The 18,261-nt window shown below is 41.6% G+C and carries 11 protein-coding genes; 5 read left to right on the forward strand and 6 right to left on the reverse strand.

Going from position 1 to position 18,261, the window contains the following annotated elements; translation table 11 throughout:
* Positions 1–5 precede the first annotated feature (5 nt).
* Positions 6–1,238, reverse strand: coding sequence for a TMEM143 family protein (locus KQP93_RS05310; RefSeq protein ID WP_217876229.1), 1,233 nt, complete (start codon positions 1,236–1,238; stop codon positions 6–8).
* A gap of 236 nt (positions 1,239–1,474) precedes the next feature.
* On the opposite strand from KQP93_RS05310, the gene KQP93_RS05315 reads away from it, so the two are divergent.
* The 3 genes from KQP93_RS05315 to KQP93_RS05325 all read left to right on the forward strand — a co-directional run bounded on the left by KQP93_RS05315 (position 1,475) and on the right by KQP93_RS05325 (position 4,708).
* A complete protein-coding gene (locus tag KQP93_RS05315) occupies positions 1,475–2,383 on the forward strand; it encodes a GGDEF domain-containing protein (protein WP_217876230.1) in 909 nt (302 codons plus the stop codon).
* A 59-nt stretch (positions 2,384–2,442) separates the two neighbouring features.
* On the forward strand, positions 2,443–3,027 hold the full coding sequence (locus tag KQP93_RS05320; protein ID WP_217876231.1) for a YqaA family protein: 585 nt from the start codon (positions 2,443–2,445) through the stop codon (positions 3,025–3,027).
* A 94-nt stretch (positions 3,028–3,121) separates the two neighbouring features.
* A complete protein-coding gene (locus tag KQP93_RS05325; RefSeq protein WP_217876232.1) occupies positions 3,122–4,708 on the forward strand; it encodes an L-lactate permease in 1,587 nt (528 codons plus the stop codon).
* A gap of 58 nt (positions 4,709–4,766) precedes the next feature.
* On the opposite strand, the gene KQP93_RS05330 is transcribed toward KQP93_RS05325, so the two are convergent.
* Both KQP93_RS05330 and KQP93_RS05335 read right to left on the reverse strand, forming a co-directional pair.
* Positions 4,767–6,695 (reverse strand): phytase, encoded by a 1,929-nt coding sequence (locus KQP93_RS05330; RefSeq protein WP_217876233.1) that lies wholly within the window; start codon positions 6,693–6,695, stop codon positions 4,767–4,769.
* Positions 6,696–6,753: 58 nt separating this feature from the next.
* The gene (locus KQP93_RS05335; protein WP_217876235.1) at positions 6,754–9,054 is read right to left on the reverse strand and encodes a TonB-dependent receptor plug domain-containing protein; all 2,301 of its coding nucleotides are present in this window, start codon (positions 9,052–9,054) and stop codon (positions 6,754–6,756) included.
* A gap of 284 nt (positions 9,055–9,338) precedes the next feature.
* Here KQP93_RS05335 and KQP93_RS05340 point away from each other — a divergent pair, with 284 nt between their 5' ends.
* Both KQP93_RS05340 and KQP93_RS05345 read left to right on the forward strand, forming a co-directional pair.
* Positions 9,339–10,256 carry a GGDEF domain-containing protein gene (locus KQP93_RS05340; protein WP_105174698.1) on the forward strand — a complete coding sequence of 306 codons (918 nt, stop codon included), beginning with the start codon at positions 9,339–9,341 and terminating at the stop codon, positions 10,254–10,256.
* Positions 10,240–11,238, forward strand: coding sequence for a helix-turn-helix transcriptional regulator (locus tag KQP93_RS05345; protein ID WP_217876237.1), 999 nt, complete (start codon positions 10,240–10,242; stop codon positions 11,236–11,238). The genes KQP93_RS05340 and KQP93_RS05345 overlap by 17 nt, the downstream gene beginning before the upstream one ends.
* Before the next feature lie 36 nt (positions 11,239–11,274).
* On the opposite strand, the gene KQP93_RS05350 is transcribed toward KQP93_RS05345, so the two are convergent.
* From KQP93_RS05350 to KQP93_RS05360, 3 genes are all read right to left on the reverse strand, one after another.
* Complete coding sequence (locus KQP93_RS05350; RefSeq protein ID WP_217876239.1) at positions 11,275–12,345, reverse strand: cytochrome-c peroxidase; 1,071 nt, start codon at positions 12,343–12,345, stop codon at positions 11,275–11,277.
* The gene (locus KQP93_RS05355; RefSeq protein WP_217876241.1) at positions 12,338–14,989 is read right to left on the reverse strand and encodes a TonB-dependent receptor plug domain-containing protein; all 2,652 of its coding nucleotides are present in this window, start codon (positions 14,987–14,989) and stop codon (positions 12,338–12,340) included. The genes KQP93_RS05350 and KQP93_RS05355 overlap by 8 nt, the downstream gene beginning before the upstream one ends.
* A gap of 289 nt (positions 14,990–15,278) precedes the next feature.
* Positions 15,279–18,038, reverse strand: coding sequence for a cadherin-like domain-containing protein (locus KQP93_RS05360; protein ID WP_217876242.1), 2,760 nt, complete (start codon positions 18,036–18,038; stop codon positions 15,279–15,281).
* Between the last annotated feature and the right edge of the window lie 223 nt (positions 18,039–18,261).

Consider the following 18,261-nt stretch of genomic DNA (forward strand, 5'->3'; position numbering starts at 1 on the left):
AAGGCTTAGGCAAACTTAAAATAGTCATCCCAACGCGCATCTAAGCGCTGTTTGGCCTTATCTAAATCAACCGCTGAATAAAGATCACTTTGCTGATTAACCAGCTCAAGCCTTACTAGCTTGTCTAAAGCGTCATCAATTTCGAAGTCGAGTTGGCAATTATGTTGCTCCTTAAACCATTGCTCAATTTGATTATCTAATTGCTCTGCAGTCATCGCTGATTCGCTTTTTAGTAAAAAGGTGTAGGCAAGCAGCGCCTCTTTAACATCTTCTTCTTCAGCTGCATCAACGAGAGTATGAAAAACACCTGCATTGTTATCGAGGTTTTTAAAATACAAGTTGTCGGCCAGTGCTTTCATAAAGCGAATTTTACGGTTTTTAAACTTGCTCCATTCTTTAAAAATAAAGCTGCCAAACACTCCCATGCCAATTGCAAAGGTAATAAAGTGCTGCTGACTCATATGTACTTCTTCACTGCGCCAACCACCCCAAAAGGCAATCAGAGCAATCAGTAGTAAAATTGACGCGCCTAATTTTGTTATCAATACCACAGCACCGCCAATCAGTGCTGATGAACCAATAATCAGTTTATCTATTGGGCGCATTTTTACTTCGCTATTCGGAAACAGCATTTCTAAATCGGCTTTTGGCACATTCTGGAATAATTTGACAATGGTTGAATTTGGCTCAAAGCCCACTGGCATTTTGCCTTTTTCTAAAAAGTACTGCTCGTCTTTAAAGCGGATGAATATGGCAACGCGGTCATAGTTAGTAAATTGAATCTGCTTTTTCTTAAGGCCCCAAAAACTGCGCAGCGTCTCTGTTTTTTGCGATTCGCCGCGACGGTAAAAAACTACTTCTGCAAAGTCATCAAACTCAACGGCTAAACGCACTTTGAATAAAGACTCTTCATTCAGCGCATCTTGTAAGTCTTGATTTGTAATGGTTTCGAAATTGGCAGCATTGAGTACCGTGGCAAAGTCTTTTGCAAAGGCTGACTGGTAGCTAGCACGTTGCTCGTTAGTAATCGGTGTTAGAGTGCGAGTGTCGCTATTTGGGTCAAATGGCGCATAGTTGTTTTTTAATGACTCCAGCAGCTCGTGATATTGATAATGAGTCACGCTTTGCAAAAGTGTAGCAAACTCCATAAACGAACCTGATTGCGATTTACCTAAATAGGCTTGGCAAAGGTTGATGATGTCATGTTTTCGAAATGGAATAAATCGTGCGTCGCTCATTGATTCTTGCTATGTCATTTAAATTGTCAGCGATAATAAAAAAATAACAGCAGAATTGCGACCGTTAGTGGCAAATAGCATGAACTTAGACTTTTTTACTGACTAAAACGGCTTATTTTTAGACTTTTTACTCCAGTAAAAACGCTGGTTTTTGCCCTTTAAAGCGGCTTTATCATGCACTTTTAAATTTGCTTTGCTAATGTTGATGTCATTGCAGTACGTTGTCGTGATTAGGTATGAATAAGCAAGCATCCCCCCCAGAAATAAAGGCTGAGTTAAACTCAGTACCACTTTTAGTAAAGCAGTTTTTTATTAGTTCTTTTGTCGCCTTTTTGTTGCTGATAGTTATCACTTATCTGTATTACTTTAATCGACTAGAAAACGATATCTATTTAAATGGCGTGCTAAGTGACGCCATCAATTTGCTCATTTTGATTTGTATTTTCGCGTTTGTGCAAACCTCGGTGGTTGCCAAGCGCAGTTACTTATTTTTAAGTGTGGGTATCTTCCTTTGGAGCGTTGGGCTTACATTTGATTTTTTAGATGAGCTGGTATTTCAACCAATCTGGGTTGGCATTTATATTGAAGATATTACCCGCACCTTAGGAATGCTAGTGACTGGGTTTGGGCTTTATCTTGCGCTTACTGATTTAGCGAAAACCCGCGAGCAGCTTGAAGAAGAGCTAAAAACCGATGTATTAACAAAGGCGTATAACCGTCGTTATTTTTATCATTATGTGCAGCAAAACCAAGATAAGCCACACAGCTTGGTGATAGCTGATATTGATCATTTTAAAGCGATTAATGATGAATATGGCCATGATGTTGGCGATCAGGTATTGATAGATTTTGTATATCAGTGTCATCAAGCATTAGATGAAGACATTCTATTTGCGCGAATCGGTGGTGAGGAGTTTGCACTTTATGTAGCCACCGACGACGCAGATGAATTACGTGCTACCTGTGAGCAATTGCTCAGCCTTGCCAATAATGTGATGGTGACGCCTAGTAAAACGCTCAGCGTGAGTGTGGGTTCGGCTATAAAACGTGCCACAGAGACATTTAGCAACACCATGAAACGTGCCGACCAAGCGCTTTATTTGGCAAAAAATCAAGGCCGTAGCCGTTATATTCATAAACCGTAAGGGACGGTTAAGGGTTTTTGTTGTAACCTAAAGCGCAACAAAACTCCAAGGGATGAATAATGGCAATTGCTAAAAAGTTAAAGCAAAAAACACGGCAGTTTATCGACTCTAAACATATGCTAAAATCAATCACGGTGGCATCATTTTTAGAGTCAACCATAGTGCCTATTCCTCTTGAAGCTGTGCTTGTTCCGTTAATGCAGGCCCGCCGCGAAAAGATTTGGTTAATCGCATTAATGGCGACTATTGGTTGTATTATTGGTGCTATTTTTGGTTATGCCCTCGGCTATTATCTATTTGATGTTGTAGGCGATTGGGTTATCAATACCTTCTCAAATCCTGAGCAGTTCGAGCAAGTTAAGCAAAAAATGCAGGCACAAGGCTTTTGGTTTGTATTAACGCTCGGTATTGTGCCCATTCCATTTCAAATTGCCATGCTGGCCGCTGGGGCAACTAAGTATTCAATTTTTCTATTTTTACTGGCAACGGTTATTGCTCGTTCAATCCGCTACTTTGCCCTTGCCGCAGTTGTTTATTACGCGGGTAATCAGGCAGAGCGAGTTATTCAAAAGCACAAAACCAAAGCTTTAGTCGCTATTTCTGTGTTAGTACTGTTACTTTGGTGGCTCAGTACACTTATTTAATACACTCATTTAACAAATAAAAAATACTGATTATGGTTATCCTGTCTATACTTTGAATTAAGGAAAGCGCTTAATAAAAACAACAGGATGACCCATGAATACCCTAGTGGCTGCACTACCTATTTTGGTGCTGATCTGGATGATGGTAAAACGCAGCCCCATCGCTTCTTATATTGCCTTACCCATAACAGCGCTACTCGCTGCTTTACTGCAACTGTTTTACTTCCAAGCTGATTTAAGGCTGTTGCTTGCTAATTCGTTTGCTGGTGTGTTGTCTGTTATGACGCCCATTTCGATTATTGCAGGGGCTATTTTACTTAACCGCATGTTGGCAATATCTGGGGCCGAAACCACGATAAAACATTGGCTAGAATCAATTAGCAGTAATCAAGTTGCACAGTTGATGATCATTGGTTGGGCATTTGCATTTATGCTTGAAGGCGCATCGGGATTTGGCACGCCAGCTGCCATCGCTGCGCCTATTTTGGTCGGGCTTGGTTTCTCGCCTTTTAAAGTGATTATTTTCACTCTTATTTTAAACTCGATCCCCGTATCCTTTGGTGCAGTAGGCACACCAACATGGTTTGGCTTTTCGGCGCTAAACTTAGATGATGGGCAAGTGCTGGCTATCTCAAGATGGACGGCGCTTTGTCATGTTATTGCTGCTTTGGTTATTCCTATGATTGCGCTGTGTCTTGTTTTACCACTAAAAAAGGTGCGTCAAAATAGCGTATTCATTTATTTAAGTGTGTTTTCATGTGTCTTACCTTATTGGTTGTTTGCCCAGTGGAACTATGAATTTCCATCGTTGATAGGTGGTGCAGTGGGTCTATTAGTGACTATCTATTTAGCAAGTAGGGGAGTGGGGTTAGATAAGTCAGCTGTAAATGCACAAAGCACGAAAGGCAAAGCTGAGCTCACACCCAAAGCGCTATTTTTAGCATTATTCCCGTTATTACTTTTGATTGTTGTGCTGGTGATAACCCGTATTCATCAGTTGGGCATTAAAGCATTGCTTAACGACGAAACGCTCTGGCTGAGTATTCATTTGGGCTTTGCACAATTTGAATTAAGCAAAGCACTGATCTTATCTTTACATGAGATATTTGGCACCTCAGTGGGGTGGTCGTATAAAACCTTGTTTGTACCAGCGTTACTCCCGTTTGTATTAGTTGTGTTGATCTGTGTGCCGTTACTTAAAATGAGCAAGCCACAAGTAAAGCAAATGTGCTCCGACACCATAGGCCGTATTGCTATGCCATGTATCGCTTTAATCGGCGCGTTGGTGATGGTGAATGTTTTAATGCAAGGCGGCCATAATGCACCCATATTTTATATGGCGAGTACCTTTGCTGATTTAAGCGGTGAGCACTGGGTGTTATTTGCCTCGTACTTGGGGGCACTCGGCACTTTCTTTTCAGGCTCTGCAACGGTGTCTAATCTTACCTTTGGCGGTATTCAATATGGTATTGCACAGCAAGTGGGCTTATCAGAAACCTTAGTGCTTGCGCTTCAATCAACGGGTGCGGCGATGGGTAATATGATCTGCATTAGCAATATTATTGCTGTAGCCAGTATTGTTGGAGTGAATAATCAAGAAGGGCCAGTGCTTAAGAAAACCTTTTTGCCTATGCTAATTTACGGTGCAATAGTTGGGTGTTTTAGTTATCTATTTTACTGATTAAGCATGTTCAGATAAAAAAGGTGCCCAGATAAACCGAGCACCCTTACGGAGTAATTTATTGAATAGCTTTTTTTACTTCGCGCCAGTCAATAATCTTAAAGTTTTGCGGTGCCTGTGGCATACGGTTGTAACCATCTTGCACAATTAGCACCCCTTCAGGGTAGCCCGGTAACGCAGCCGGTGTTACCGTTAGGCCATCAGTTTCTGATACGCCATCTATTGCTAACTCTAGGTTATTGCTGATTGCAAATTTACCCGCAAACTCTAGGCTAGGGGTATTGCCATCAATAATTTTATAAAGCACATAGCTGTAATCACCTTGGCTAGAAACCACTAAATAGCGGGCATCTTTTGCGTAGTAGATTTCCATGCCTTCTACATCATCAACCAACATATCGTTCACGGTTTGCAGCATTACAGGTTTATTTCCTGCTGTTGGCTCAGCGCCAATAAACCAAATACCTTCGTCTTCTTCACCTAAAAATAGCTGTGCGGTTTTATCATCTGCACTGCAACCTTCTGGTTGGCTTGGAACACTAAACTCGCGCACTAGTTGTGCTGATACGCTCTCATTATTACCAGTTAGTTTGTATTGCTGAAATAGGCCTGATTTGTCATTCATAAACACATAGTTGCCTGTGTTTGATGAATACATACACATACCGTAAATTTCTTTTAGAGTCGTTGGCAGCTCAGCAAGATGTTGCACCTGATTGTGAGTATCGACGCTGTAAACACTGATGCTGTTATGAGTACGGTTACTACCTGTAATCCAGGTATTTGTTGCGTTGCTGATACTTGCATGTTGGCGCACATCAACATTATTTAAGCGGCCTGATTCTAGTGCTTGTAGCTCTTTGCCTGCAAGGTCATACACCATTAAACCGCGGCGTTTATCGGTACCTAAGATCAGGCTTTTTGCTGCATTTTTAGGGTTTACCCAAATAGCAGGGTCATCGGCGGCATCACCAAAAGCACGTACTGCATCGGTTTGCGCTTGTGCATTGATGTAAGTAACAGCGGCTGTTTTAGCGCTATTATGTTGTTTAGCCTGCCCATCGATTTGACCTTTTACATAATGACCTGATTCATCATCGTACAACACGATATCAGCTTGCTTATTGTTAAAACGCACTGCGGCAGATTCAATTGCCAGTTCACCAGCAAACTGCCAGCTACTAAAACGTTTAGTACTCTTGTCGTAGCGATGTAATTGGTTATCTTCAGAGGTGGTAAACCATAAGCTACCATCATCTGTTGTGCTTAAACCGCCAACTTCAGGCGCTAAGCTGCCAAATGGCGACATCAACGCAACGGGCTTTTTATCTGCGCGCGATTCAGCATCTGCGTTAATTTGCCAAATGCCTAGCTCGCCTTCACTTAAATAAAGAGTTTTACTGTTATCATCAACCGCACAGCCTGATGTTTCACTTACGCCAGCAAACTCGCGTAATTCAAGGTTTAATGCGCGTTTGTTTGCCATATCAAACACCAGTGTTTCGCGGATAAGACCACGAGCGTCTGCTACAAATGCCGAAACTGCCTGAGTGGTTGGGTTAGCAAATAAACACACCGCCTCAGGTTTTGCTTTTGGTGGGCTGATACGGCTAATTTCAGTTAGCTGCCATTTAACTGCTTTTTGTAAACTAAAAATCACCGCTTGGTCAGCTTCGTTGTCGATGCTAGAAACAAGATAACTGTTTTTGTTGATCGCCTTAACAGATAACGCTTCGAAGTTACCTTTTTGTAATGCGTGCTGTTTACCTGTGGCATCAATAAGTTGCAGGCCTTGGCTTTGTGAGCTTAATAGCCAAGCGTCATCAGCAAGGGCTGCTGCTTGTGAGCCTTGCATATTTTCAGTCGTGCCAAAGGCTGTTAATTGGTTTTTACTTGGTGTCTCGGTTGCCGTTGTTTGGCTACACGCAGCTAGGGTGCTTAGCATCACTGCACTGGCAACAAGATTAAGTGGTTTTTTAAAATTCATGGGATCCCCAAATATACAACAAGGCAGCAATGGGCTGCCTTAATAACTCTTATGTGTATTAAAACGCGTAGCGCAGCATTAACTGAATAACAGGGCCTGCTTCTTCAGACTCCAGTTCATACTCGTCAAAGTCGCGGTTGATTTGGTCATCAACCGTGTCGAACTTGTTAAAGGTTTCGTCTTTACTTGCATCAAGTAGGTTTGAGCCTACTAAACGAAGCGTGACGTCTTGCCAGCGTTTTTCTACGAATACTTCAAGGTCAGCACCGTAATGTGTGGTCACTTCTTCACCCACGATACGGCCATACGCATCACCTTGTTTTCGGTAAGTTGCACCGAACGAAGCGCCTAAATCAGGTAGGTCTTGAATAAAACCCACGTTAAACACGTAGTCAGATTGGTCGTTGAATTTACGGCTACCAAAGGTGTCATCTACTTCTGAATCAAGCCATGAGTAGTTAAAGAATACCCCGGTGTTTGGCATGCTAATGGCGCTTAGCGGCGTTGATAAATCAAGCTCGATACCTTGTACATTGCCATCACCGGTGTTGCGCGGTTGCAAAATAAAAGTACCATCACCTTCTGAGCCTTGTTGGCCTGTATTAGCTATTTCGATAAGGTCAGTAACATCACGGTAGAACACATTGATACCCACAACGCCGCTTTTACCTAAGCGATACTCATAGCCTAAGTCCATACCCCACGATGATTCTGGTTGTAGGTCTGGGTTACCTAAAAAGTCATTATCGCCTAACTCTTTTTCAAGTAGAGCTGGGGTGATGTAGTCAAAATCAGGGCGACGCAAGCTACGTGCTACAGATGCGCTGACGCGGCCGTTTTCTGAGACGTTGTAGCGTAAATGTGCCGATGGTAAGAAGAAGTCGTAATCGTTTTTAGCGCTCACGCCTTCTGCTTTGTCAGTAATGGTTGAGTCGGTTGTTTCGTAGCGTACACCTAACTCCCACGAGAAGTCTTGGTCTTCGTGCTTAACTAATGCAAATACATCAAGGCGGTCTTCTTCGAGTTTATTGACGCCACCAGCGGCTGCTTCAAACTCGTTGTTAAAGCCTGCCAGTGACAGTGGTGTTTTGCTGAACTGATCCCAGCTTGTAAAGCTTTGTTCGCTTTCATCTTCGGCTTGATATACCGCTGTATCGCGCTCTTTACCTTGCACAAAGGCACCGAATTGAATCGTTTTGCTCTCGCCTGCAAATAAGCTATGTTGCCATTGTAATGACCATTCTTTGTCATCAAGGTCTACGGTTTCTTCTTCTTCCTCAAACACCATTGGTAGCTCAGAAGTATCGATTTCTACTTCTTGCTCGTAAACAGACTCCTCAAAGCTTGCAAAACCAAGCTTAAATTTACTGGTGCCACCAAAAAGGGGTAATTCATAACCCGAGTTGATGTTGTAGTTGGTTTGGTCGATGAAAGATACATTGGCGTTGTCGGTTTCAAGATTACCGCCTTCAACAATTGAGTTATTGATTGCTGTTGGGTCGTCATATTCGAATGAACGCTCATCTTCAGTACGGTCGGTATCAACCCAAATTGCGCTGATATCGAACTTGCTGCCATCATCAAAGGCTACTTCGTAGCTGGCGTTTAGCGAGGTGTCGTCACCGTCACGAGTGTCTGATTGATCTTCGCGGTTATCGAATTCTTCGGTTTTGTAATTGGTGTTATTCTCTGGGCTGTCGCCATAGCGTAGGCTTGATTTTTGTTTTGGGTTATAACGACCTTGTAAGTTCGCACCAAGTAGTAGACGGCCACCAGCAAACTCAGTGCCGTAAACACCGGCAAAGCTTTCTTTTAATTCGCCATCATCATAACGCAGGCCACCTGCACGTAAGTAACCACCATCTAGGCTGTAACCGTCACGCAATACAATGTTCAGCGTACCGGCAATAGCATCGGCAGAGCGGTTTGCACTTGAAGCACGAATAATTTCTACACGCTCAATTAGCTCAGCAGGAATACGGTCAACAAAGAATGAGCGGTCAGCACCTGCACCAGGTACTTCTTCACCGTTAATAAGAACCTTTGTATAAGCTGGGCTTAAACCACGCATACGCGCGCCATCAGACTCTAAAACATCCGATAAAAACGTCACACTTGGTACGCGTTTTAATGCATCACCGGCAGTAAGCGGTTCAAAACGTTGAAAGTATTCTTGTGAGTATTCAAGCGTCGGTGCCAGCTCTTGTGAGCGGTTGCGATAACCAATCTCGCCATATACAACAAGCTCTTCAGAGACTTTTACTTTTTTCTCTTCGCTGTTTTGTTCGTCTTGTGCGTAAGCGGCAAATTGGCATAAGGCGAGGGCGCTTACTAACGCCTTCGTTTTAAATTGTTTCATAGGTTTGCTCCTGGTTGTCCTTGGTTTGATGAGCAAAGTACGCAGCTTAAATGACGCAAATGTGACAGAAAATCGCTAACAGCCAGTAAAAACAAGTGATTAGAGGGTTTTAAAAGTACTTTTGAGCTGCAATAACCCCATCTTTTTAAGGCAATTACAGTACTTAAAGGGTTTAACAAGGTTTGACTGTCGTTTTGCTGTCACATCATTGAGCTAATATGACCCTGCTGCTTTAAACGCTAACGAGTTAGCATGGCAGCGTGAACTATTGTTAGGTACTGAGAATGCGATATAACCCTTTTACTCATCATCGATTTTTAACCAATGCCGTTATTGCTTTGTTTGTGATTGCGTTTTTGCTAAGCGCGCAAGCAGGAGAATTAAAGCCTTTTGCTGATATCGCATGGTTAGATATTTTAGGCGAGGGTGGCATTGTGCTTATGACCCTTACTTGGATAGCTGCGCTGCTTATTTCGAGGCCGCCCGGCAAAGTCACCAGCTTTTTAGTGCTTGGGCTTGGGCTTTTTATGTTTTCAGCTTCCCTTGATTTATTTGATGAGTGGTTACATCAACCAACCAATACTTGGCTTACTTGGATTGAATCATTGCCTGCGCCGATTGGTATGATTTTCACAAGCCTTGGGCTGTATCAATGGCACCAAGAGCAATATGTACTTAACAGGCAATTAAAGCGCCGTGAAGCACAGCATCGTGAGCATGAGTTAGTGTGCTCAATAACAGGGCTGTATAAGGCTGATTACTTACAAGCAGTGCTAAAAGAGCAATTAAGTGAGCCACAGCCTCTGCAACTAGCCGCCATTGATATTCGCGGTTTTGCTGATTTTAACGCTGAATTTGGTTTTATCGAAGGCGACCGCTTACTAGGTGAAGTGAGCGAGCTTTTATTGATGAATTGCCGCCTTAGCGATGTGGTGTGTCGCTATGCAGGAGACTGCTTTATGGTGCTAATGCCAAATACCAGCGCAGTACAAGCAAAAGAGCTGGTGGCGCAAATTACCTCGGCGCTGAGCCATTGTGCATTTAAGGTCGAAGGTGCAAAACACGCAAAGTTTCAAGATGTAACAGCGGCCTTAGTAGGCAGTATACAAGGCGATACACCACAAAGTTTAAGCTCGCGTTTACACGCTAAGTTACAACAACAAAAACAACAAAGAGTCAGCCATTGTGAAGCAGTATCTTAATCAAGATGACAAATACCTCACCGCACAGGGACTGATCACCACGCTGGTGGAGCTGGCCTTAAGTCGCGGCATTGCACTGCATAAATTACTCAGAGGCACAGGGGTGTTTGAGCAAGACTTAATGAGTGTGCAGCATCAGTTTAGTATTTCGCAGCAAGTGCGTTTATTGACGCAGTTTAAGCAGTTGATGAAGTCCGCCGACAGCGGTTTTTTATTAGGCAGTCAACTGGCAAACGATACCTCTGTTGCCGCCCAAGGCGTGTTACATGCAGCGCACATTGGCCAAGCTTTAAAGCAGTTACACAATTTGCGCATGCAACTGGCACCTTTGTTATTTAGTTACAGTTATGTGCATAACGAGCAGTATTACATTGTGCTGCAAAACGCAGTAGGCTTGGATGATGAAATAAGCCAGTACGTTATGGAAATTTACAGCGCCGCGTTTTACCAAGTTCTTAAAAAAGTGGCGGGTGAGCGAGTCCCTTGTCAGTTTGAGTTTGCCTATAAACGCGCCAGACATAGCCAAGAATACGAGCAGCATTTGGGCCTTAAAGTCGCTTTTGAAAAGACTATAACCCGTTGGGTATTGAATAAACACACGCTTAGGCTCACTAACCCCGCGTTTAGTAGTTTTAGGTTTTCACAAATTAACTCGCAACTAGCGGCATTAAATTCTGAAAATAGCACCTTTGTTGAAGCCGTGAGCCGATTAATTTATCAAACTCCGGCGTTAAATTTAGACCAAGTAGCCAGTCAATTTGCCATGAGCCCTGCAACCTTCAAGCGCAAACTAAAAGCTCATGGCGTGCGTTTTTCTACCTTGTATGATGAGCAAAGTAAGCGCAAAGCGATTTACCTGCTTGCCATGCGCGAACAATGCAATGAGCAAGTTGCCATGCGCTTATCATTTTATGATATTGCTAATTTCAGACGAGCGTTTAAACGCTGGACCGGTCTTACGCCAAGTCAATTGAAGGGGTAAGAAAGCCCGCTCTTATCGCTAAGAGCGAGCGTGCAGTTAAAGGGTTTCTAAAAATGCGATGAGTGCATTTTTTTCATTCTTACTGAGCTCTAACTTATGCAGTAACTCAGTTGTCTGTGGGTAGTTTGGATCATCTTTAAATTTTTTTCTCGGTTTTGGCCTTGCTCCACCTGCGTTATAGAAGTTGACTATCCCTAGCAAACTTTGAAAGCCACCATGGTGCATCCAAGGCGTACTTTGTTGTAACGCTAAAAGAGAAGGGGTTCTAAACTTGCCAATATCAGCGGAGTCTTGGGTGGCATCAAAACGGCCTAAATCTTGAAGTTTTCTACCATAAAAATGTAGCCCCGTAACATGGAATTCATTGTCGCTGAGTAAAGCACCTTCATGACAAGTCATACACCTCGCCTTGGTTCTAAATAAATGTAAGCCTTCAAGTTGTTGATCGTCTAAAAGTGCGACAGCTTCACTAGGACTCGTTTGCGCTTTATCAATAAAGCGCGTGAATAATGACTCAGGTACATCAAAGGTGCGCTCAAAAGCAACAAGCGATAGAGCTAATAGCTCCTTATTAAGCGCTTCTTTGCCAAAGGCATTGAGTATTGGTTTTTTATAGTCCTCAGCCCTGTTTATTTTATTAAGCACAAGCTCAACCGAACTGCCCATTTCTATTGGGTTTTCAATTGGCATTAATGCTTGCTGAGCTGCAGTTTTAGCTCTGCCATCCCAAAAGAAGCTTTGCCAATGATCAATACCAATAATGGCTTGGGTGTTTCGTGTGCCGACTTGACCGTCAATGCCGACAGCTAACTTTCGCCTGTCTGAAAACGCTAAACGAGACTCATGACAACTTGCGCAGCTTACCGTGTTATCTCGTGACAAGCGGGTATCGTTAAATAGTTTTTCACCTAATGCGATGATCTCATCATTTTGCTTAATCGGCTTGGCTTTTAAAGGTTTGAGCGGTGCAGCTGGCACATCTTTACTGCTAATAATCGCTGGCCACTCATGCTGTGGCTTTGCGTATAACTCCCGTAATGACTGCTCTTGCGCAAAGGCGCTCGCTGTAAAAATGCTGCACGTAAAGAGAAATAACCATTTATTCATAGTTATACGACACCCCTAACCAAAACATTCTACCGGGTTCAATCCCTGAGTTTCCTTCTGTAATAGCATGACTACGTGCGTTGAATAAGTTGCTGATATCAAGGCGAACTTCAACAGATTGAGATTGACTTATTTGATAATTCCAACGGCTACTTAAGGCAAACATAATGCGAGAGTCAAAGGTATGTGCTTCGTACTTTGGCACAAATATTTCAACTGCTTCACACGTAGTACACTCACTACCAATACCAATTCGTTGATCGCTACTAGACTTAATTGCAGTTGTGTAACTGCCGCTGTAAGTTGCTGTTAAACCAGTTGAAAAAGTATCAGTCCAATCTGTATTCCAACCAAAGTTTGCAGTTACAGGGCGACCAAAATTCGCTTTAAGGGTATCTAATTCAGATAGGCTCATGAGCTCACCCTCATAGTAAACCAGTGACTCGATAGGGGTGTTGTCAGGTGTTGCAGTGTAGTCACTATTGCTTTCACTATTTTGGCTATAAGATGCATTGGCCCATATTGAATGGTCGCCAAATTTTGCATCCCAAGACAGCGAATAACGCTCGCTTTCGCCAGTACCATTATTATAAATAGTAATATATTGATAACCGTCGTTTTTTAGGTTGGTTTCTTTATTTCTAGATAACTGGTCTTTTTTGTCGCGATGTACGTATTTAACTGCAAAGTTACCGAAACTCTCGGTAGCATGGCGAAGACCTAAGGCAATTTCATCATCGTAAGGGCTTTTCACATCGTCAAAAATATAAAGAAAGTTACCTGTGTAAGAAGAAGGAAGCCAAGCTTGTAAATAACCGTTTTGAATAGGGCGATACTCACGATACGCAAACTTTTGTTGCTCTTTAATTTTATAACCGAGTAGGCCTGCATCGTAATAACGGTTTAAACCCGCAGTCAATAGTGTATTGCCATCGTTAAATACGTCATAACCCATTGATAAGCGTGGCGCGATATTGTGATTTTTGAAAAAATCATCATAGTCGTATCTAACACCTAAATGAAAATCAAACTGTTTCCAAGTGATCACATCGGTTGCATATAGTGCTGCTTTATTTAAGCTTACGTCTATTTGTTCACTGGGTGTGACCAAACGTGAGTTAAAATACTGAGCTGTTGTCGCTACGTTATTCGAGTAGGCAAGTAAGTGCTCTGGGTTATTAAAGTCGATACTGCCACCTAATTGCTCGGCAAGGGTATCTAAATCAACATAAAAACTTTGTTCAACACAATCAAGGGTATAGCCACTGCAGTTTAGTTGTGCGCTGGTTGATGAGTATTGAATTGGCGAGTCGTATTTATAATAGTTTTGTTGGCGAGTGCGCTCATAATTTTGGTGGTTAAGTTCAGCGCCAACGCGAATTGCGTGTTCAGTATTGCCCCACTTTTTACGCTCAAGTGTTAAGGTATTTCGCCAATTAAAGCTGGTTTGCGTATTATCAAGATTGCCATAGCCGCCGTACTCTGAAACAGGAGTTGAGTCGGCGCTTTGGTCTGCTAATTGACCCCACTCTTTACCTTTTGCTTGAAGCCAAGTATAAAAATGCGCAGGCCCTGTACGGTTGTTATCACTTTGACTCATATTAAATTTGCTGCTGAAGTGACCAAAGCGAGTTTCTTCAGCTAAATTTGCAGTAAAACCAAAACTTCCCCCTTCAACTTGATAGTCACTATTGAGAACGTCTTTCAAGTACGAGTCTGAAGTATAAGGGGCATACATAACGCTTAAATCAAGTGAATCAACCCAGCCATCGCGATAGCTGTATTTCAGTAGGGCGTTGATGTTTTCTCTACTTTCTACCTTCTGCGCTGAGAGTGAAATATCCGAAATATCACTTTTTAAATAGCTTACGCTCATTAGTAAAGCATGCTGTTCATTTAACTTTTTTTGTATTGAAAAATCGATATTAGTTTTTTCATAGATTGGTGGCTCAAGATCGTCTTTGCCCTCTGCGGTGTCATCAGGCTCATCGTTATCGATTATATGGTACTCCCCCCAGTCGCTGCGGTTACCACGAATACCAAAGCTCACACGAGTATCTGTAGAAAAAGGTGAAATAGTTTCGGCATCAACAACGCCACCAGAAAAGTCACCAAAGTCTGCTGGAATGTTATGATCGTAAACAGTAATCGACTCAACAATTTGACTGTTAATATTCATGCTCTGCACACCGCCTGACACCTCATTTTCAGAGGCTCCAATACGGCTCGCACTGGCAGGATCAAGACGATTGTTATAATTCATGCCATCAATCATAAAGCCTGTTTGCCAAGGCTTTGCACCCGAGATACTTATTTCAGGGGCGCTAATTTCAGCAAGGTTATCAATTGAGTAGTAGTCTTCACTTAATTGCACGCCCGGTAGTAAGGCAATCAATTCGTTGATATCACCATTACCTTTGGGGGTTGCTTCGATAAAGTTTCTATCTAAATAGGCACGACCTATCACCTCAGGTACTTCAATCCCGATGTATTGCCCTTTAACAGTAATGCGCTCTATCTCTTTGCATTGCTTATTGTTCTTATCGTTACATTGAGGATATGTTGTTTGTTGCTTTACTTCATTAGCGTGTAAAGGGGCATTAAGTAAAAGCATCAAACACGCTGATAAGTAGCGCATTTGCATGGTAAAACTCCTGAAATAGTACCAATTAGATTAAAGAGAAGGCCGCTTAAGAGCTGGCAATAGTTAATTACCTTTATTAAATAGCTTAATTTGTTGCATATTTTGCACAAAGGTAAGAGCGGGTGATTGTATCAATTAAAAATGCGAATAGAAATAGATCTCAATTGTATTTGTTGGGTTTTTAACTTTTTAAGGAATATTAAATTCTTTTTGTTTGTATTTTTTATGAATTTCTTGAGGTTTTAACTTGACGGGCGAGGCATAATTGCCTCGCCGTGATATGAACGTACTACTCCCCTAAAGGAGTTAAATCGATACTGTCTTCAATACCATCATTGTCGGCATCGTTATCAGCAATTAAGCCTGAGTCGGCAATTGCTTGCTCTGATGCGCCTGATAAGAAGAAGTTGGGTTTGCCATCGTGATCAGTATCGATACTCGCAATCGAAGATGTAGGGAAGTCATCTCTTTGAGCTAGTAAGTTAGCATAAAGGGCTGTAAGTGATAGCTTATCAGCTTCTGCATTGACCGAGTGCTCAATTAACTCTTTTACCGCGGCATCATTGCCAAGTAGGGCTTGAAAAGTAAGCAATGTTTCAAGGTTGCTTTGTATAACTTTATCGTCTTGTAAGAGTATAAACGTATTTGCATTTGCTACAAATGGTTCTAACATTTCAATTGTTTCAGCATAAGCTGAAGCATATTGCTCGTTATTTACTTGGAATCTAACTAATGATGAGGTGAGAGAGTAGCTTTCGAATAGTCCACCACTTATTTCACCAGTGCTAAGTGTCGCGTAAAGTGCTTTAGTAAGTAGAGATTTATAGTCATTAATATCAAGGTTTGATTGTTCTGATTGAAGTGTGGTCAAGCTGATATCTAACCAATTTAATGCCATATCAATTAGCCCAGCTTGCACAAGGTAACCGAGTGAACTTAATCGCCATTCTATTTGTGTTTGTTTTTTATCAAACAAATTAATTAGAGTGTTAAGTTTTTCTGCGGTGATAGCTATCGATTCAGGTTGAGATACGAGCCCGAAAGTAGCTAGCTGGTGATTCAATACATAAGCAGCTGCGTCGGTAGTGAAGTTAGTATTATTTTCAATAAAGTAAGTATCTATAATATCTGAACAGCGCTGTGCGTAATTTTTAGCTTGTTGCTCATTACCTAATGCTATTGCAAGATCGACTAGACCAGCACAACCATACCGGTCAGTAATGTAAGTAATTCTAGTCTGGCTTAAAACATAGTCTTCAGAAAATAGTATATCTGCGGCGTAATCCGCCAGAATTAGGCCAAGTTCATTTTCACCTCGAACTCGAAGAATATCAGCTGCACCAGGTTGGCCTGATGAAGTTATAAGTGTTTGATAGAAGCTTGTTGCATTAGGTGATTCGCCACTCATAAAGTATTCTTTCGCGTTTTGTACTGCATCATCTATGGTGATACCTGCTTGTAGCTTGTTAGCTACTTCATAAGCAAAAGAAAATTCAACAGCATCATCTTTGTCATCTTGATCTGTGAGTAAAGCAAAAGCGGGATTATTTGAAAGCTCTACATCATATAAAGCTTTAATATTTGCTGTTAAAACTTCTAATGGATAGGTGTATGAAGCTAAAGTTGCTTCTGCATATGGGCTTGCAGTAAAGCTATATGTATTATCAAAACCAACAACACCATAATATGAAAGCGCTAAGTTCGTATAATATTTTGCCAAATCAACTTCATTGAGTTGTATAAAAGATTGAGCAGACCATGCAATGTAAAGTGCCCGCATACGCTCAGTTGCTTGGCCTTTGTAGTCACCTGACTTTTGTATAAAGTAACCGATTTTTTCACTTAATTCGGCCATGGCTTGAGTGACTTTTACTCCTTCATTTCTTAATGTTTCTTTGTGGGTTGCAGCATATTGCTCTTTAGAAGATTCAACGGTTTTTTTGATTGCAGATATGAACCTAATATAAGTCTTATTATATTCTTCTGTATAAACTTCATTTGCATAAAGTTTTAGTGTGTCTAACATGGCTTGAGCGGCCTCAGTTTGGCCAGCTGCGTTGTATTGATTCGTTAGAGTCAGATAAAAGCCCGGATCTGAGTTGCTGATATTATCCAGTCCTTTTTCAGCAAGGTATTGATTGTAAAGAGTTGCAGCATCTTGTCTAAATGTTAAAGCTTTTTCACTTAAATTTATTAAATCAAGAGATTTTGCTGCATCTAAATAGGCATTTGCTTTTGTGTCTATTGCTGTAATTTTGTTGAAGTGTTCGTCTGCTTTTTCAGCAAAGCCTGCAATAAGGTAACCAATAGCTAATTGTGTGTTTACTTCGTCCATGTAAATATCATCATTGATATTTTCACTAATCGCTTCAGCTTGTTTTAAATGAGACTTATCTGAGCTGTAGTAGTAATTGAGCTTATCTTCGTTCGTAACATACGACGGTTTTAATTCAATGGTTGCGCTGATAGGCGAGCTAATATTGCCATCGGTAAATTCAATAACAAAACTATCGTTAATTTCTGACAGCGTTTCTGCGGTAAATGTAAATGCCCCTGTTTGTTCATCTAGAGTAAGGGTACCGTTGGCTGGAGGCGTTACTAAAGAGACAGTTACAGTGTCACCGTCGGCATCATTAAAAGTTAATGAACCTTCAGTTGTTGTTGAGGTGGTTACAGTGATTGACTGGCTCGTAAGCGTTGGTGCATCGTTAACGTTGTTAACTGTAAAAGTAAGTACTGCATCATTACTTAAGCTGCCGTCAGTGGCGGTAACGGTTACTGTGTCTTGGCCTGCAAAATTTTCTTTTGGGGTATAGGTAAATGTACCATCAGCATTTAAAGCAAATAGTCCGTTACTTGCTGCAGAGCCTAGGGTATAGCTAACAGCGTCATCATCTGCTGCCACAACTTGGCCCGTAATAGATGTGTCTTCATCTAATGTGAATGTTAAGTTGCTGGTGAACTCAGGTGCATCATTACTATCTGAACCACCGCATCCAGTGAGAGCAAATGCAATCACAAGTGGTAAATACTTTATTCTGTTTTTCATGCTGATACCTGTATTTATTATTGGGGAAGTTAAGGAGGGTTGAGATATTATCATTATAATACGAATGATAATAGATCTTAATTGCGTTTGGGTGTGCTTTTTTGTGCAATTGTGATTCTCTAGCTTGAAACAGTAATTTAAAAACGATGTATTACAGCTGGGGATAATTGTTTGGTTTCAAAAAATATACCTTTTCAGAGCAGTTATTTTTCCCGAGCTGCGT

The sequence above is a fragment of the Pseudoalteromonas shioyasakiensis genome, assembly GCF_019134595.1.
GTDB classification, from domain to species: domain Bacteria; phylum Pseudomonadota; class Gammaproteobacteria; order Enterobacterales; family Alteromonadaceae; genus Pseudoalteromonas; species Pseudoalteromonas shioyasakiensis_A.

Coding starts and splice junctions, on each gene's coding strand:
- KQP93_RS05310 (WP_217876229.1), bottom strand. CDS start 1,238: ATGAGCGACGCACGATTTATTCCATTTCGAAAACATGACATCATCAAC.
- KQP93_RS05315 (WP_217876230.1), top strand. CDS start 1,475: ATGAATAAGCAAGCATCCCCCCCAGAAATAAAGGCTGAGTTAAACTCA.
- KQP93_RS05320 (WP_217876231.1), top strand. CDS start 2,443: ATGGCAATTGCTAAAAAGTTAAAGCAAAAAACACGGCAGTTTATCGAC.
- KQP93_RS05325 (WP_217876232.1), top strand. CDS start 3,122: ATGAATACCCTAGTGGCTGCACTACCTATTTTGGTGCTGATCTGGATG.
- KQP93_RS05330 (WP_217876233.1), bottom strand. CDS start 6,695: ATGAATTTTAAAAAACCACTTAATCTTGTTGCCAGTGCAGTGATGCTA.
- KQP93_RS05335 (WP_217876235.1), bottom strand. CDS start 9,054: ATGAAACAATTTAAAACGAAGGCGTTAGTAAGCGCCCTCGCCTTATGC.
- KQP93_RS05340 (WP_105174698.1), top strand. CDS start 9,339: ATGCGATATAACCCTTTTACTCATCATCGATTTTTAACCAATGCCGTT.
- KQP93_RS05350 (WP_217876239.1), bottom strand. CDS start 12,345: ATGAATAAATGGTTATTTCTCTTTACGTGCAGCATTTTTACAGCGAGC.
- KQP93_RS05355 (WP_217876241.1), bottom strand. CDS start 14,989: ATGCAAATGCGCTACTTATCAGCGTGTTTGATGCTTTTACTTAATGCC.
- KQP93_RS05360 (WP_217876242.1), bottom strand. CDS start 18,038: ATGAAAAACAGAATAAAGTATTTACCACTTGTGATTGCATTTGCTCTC.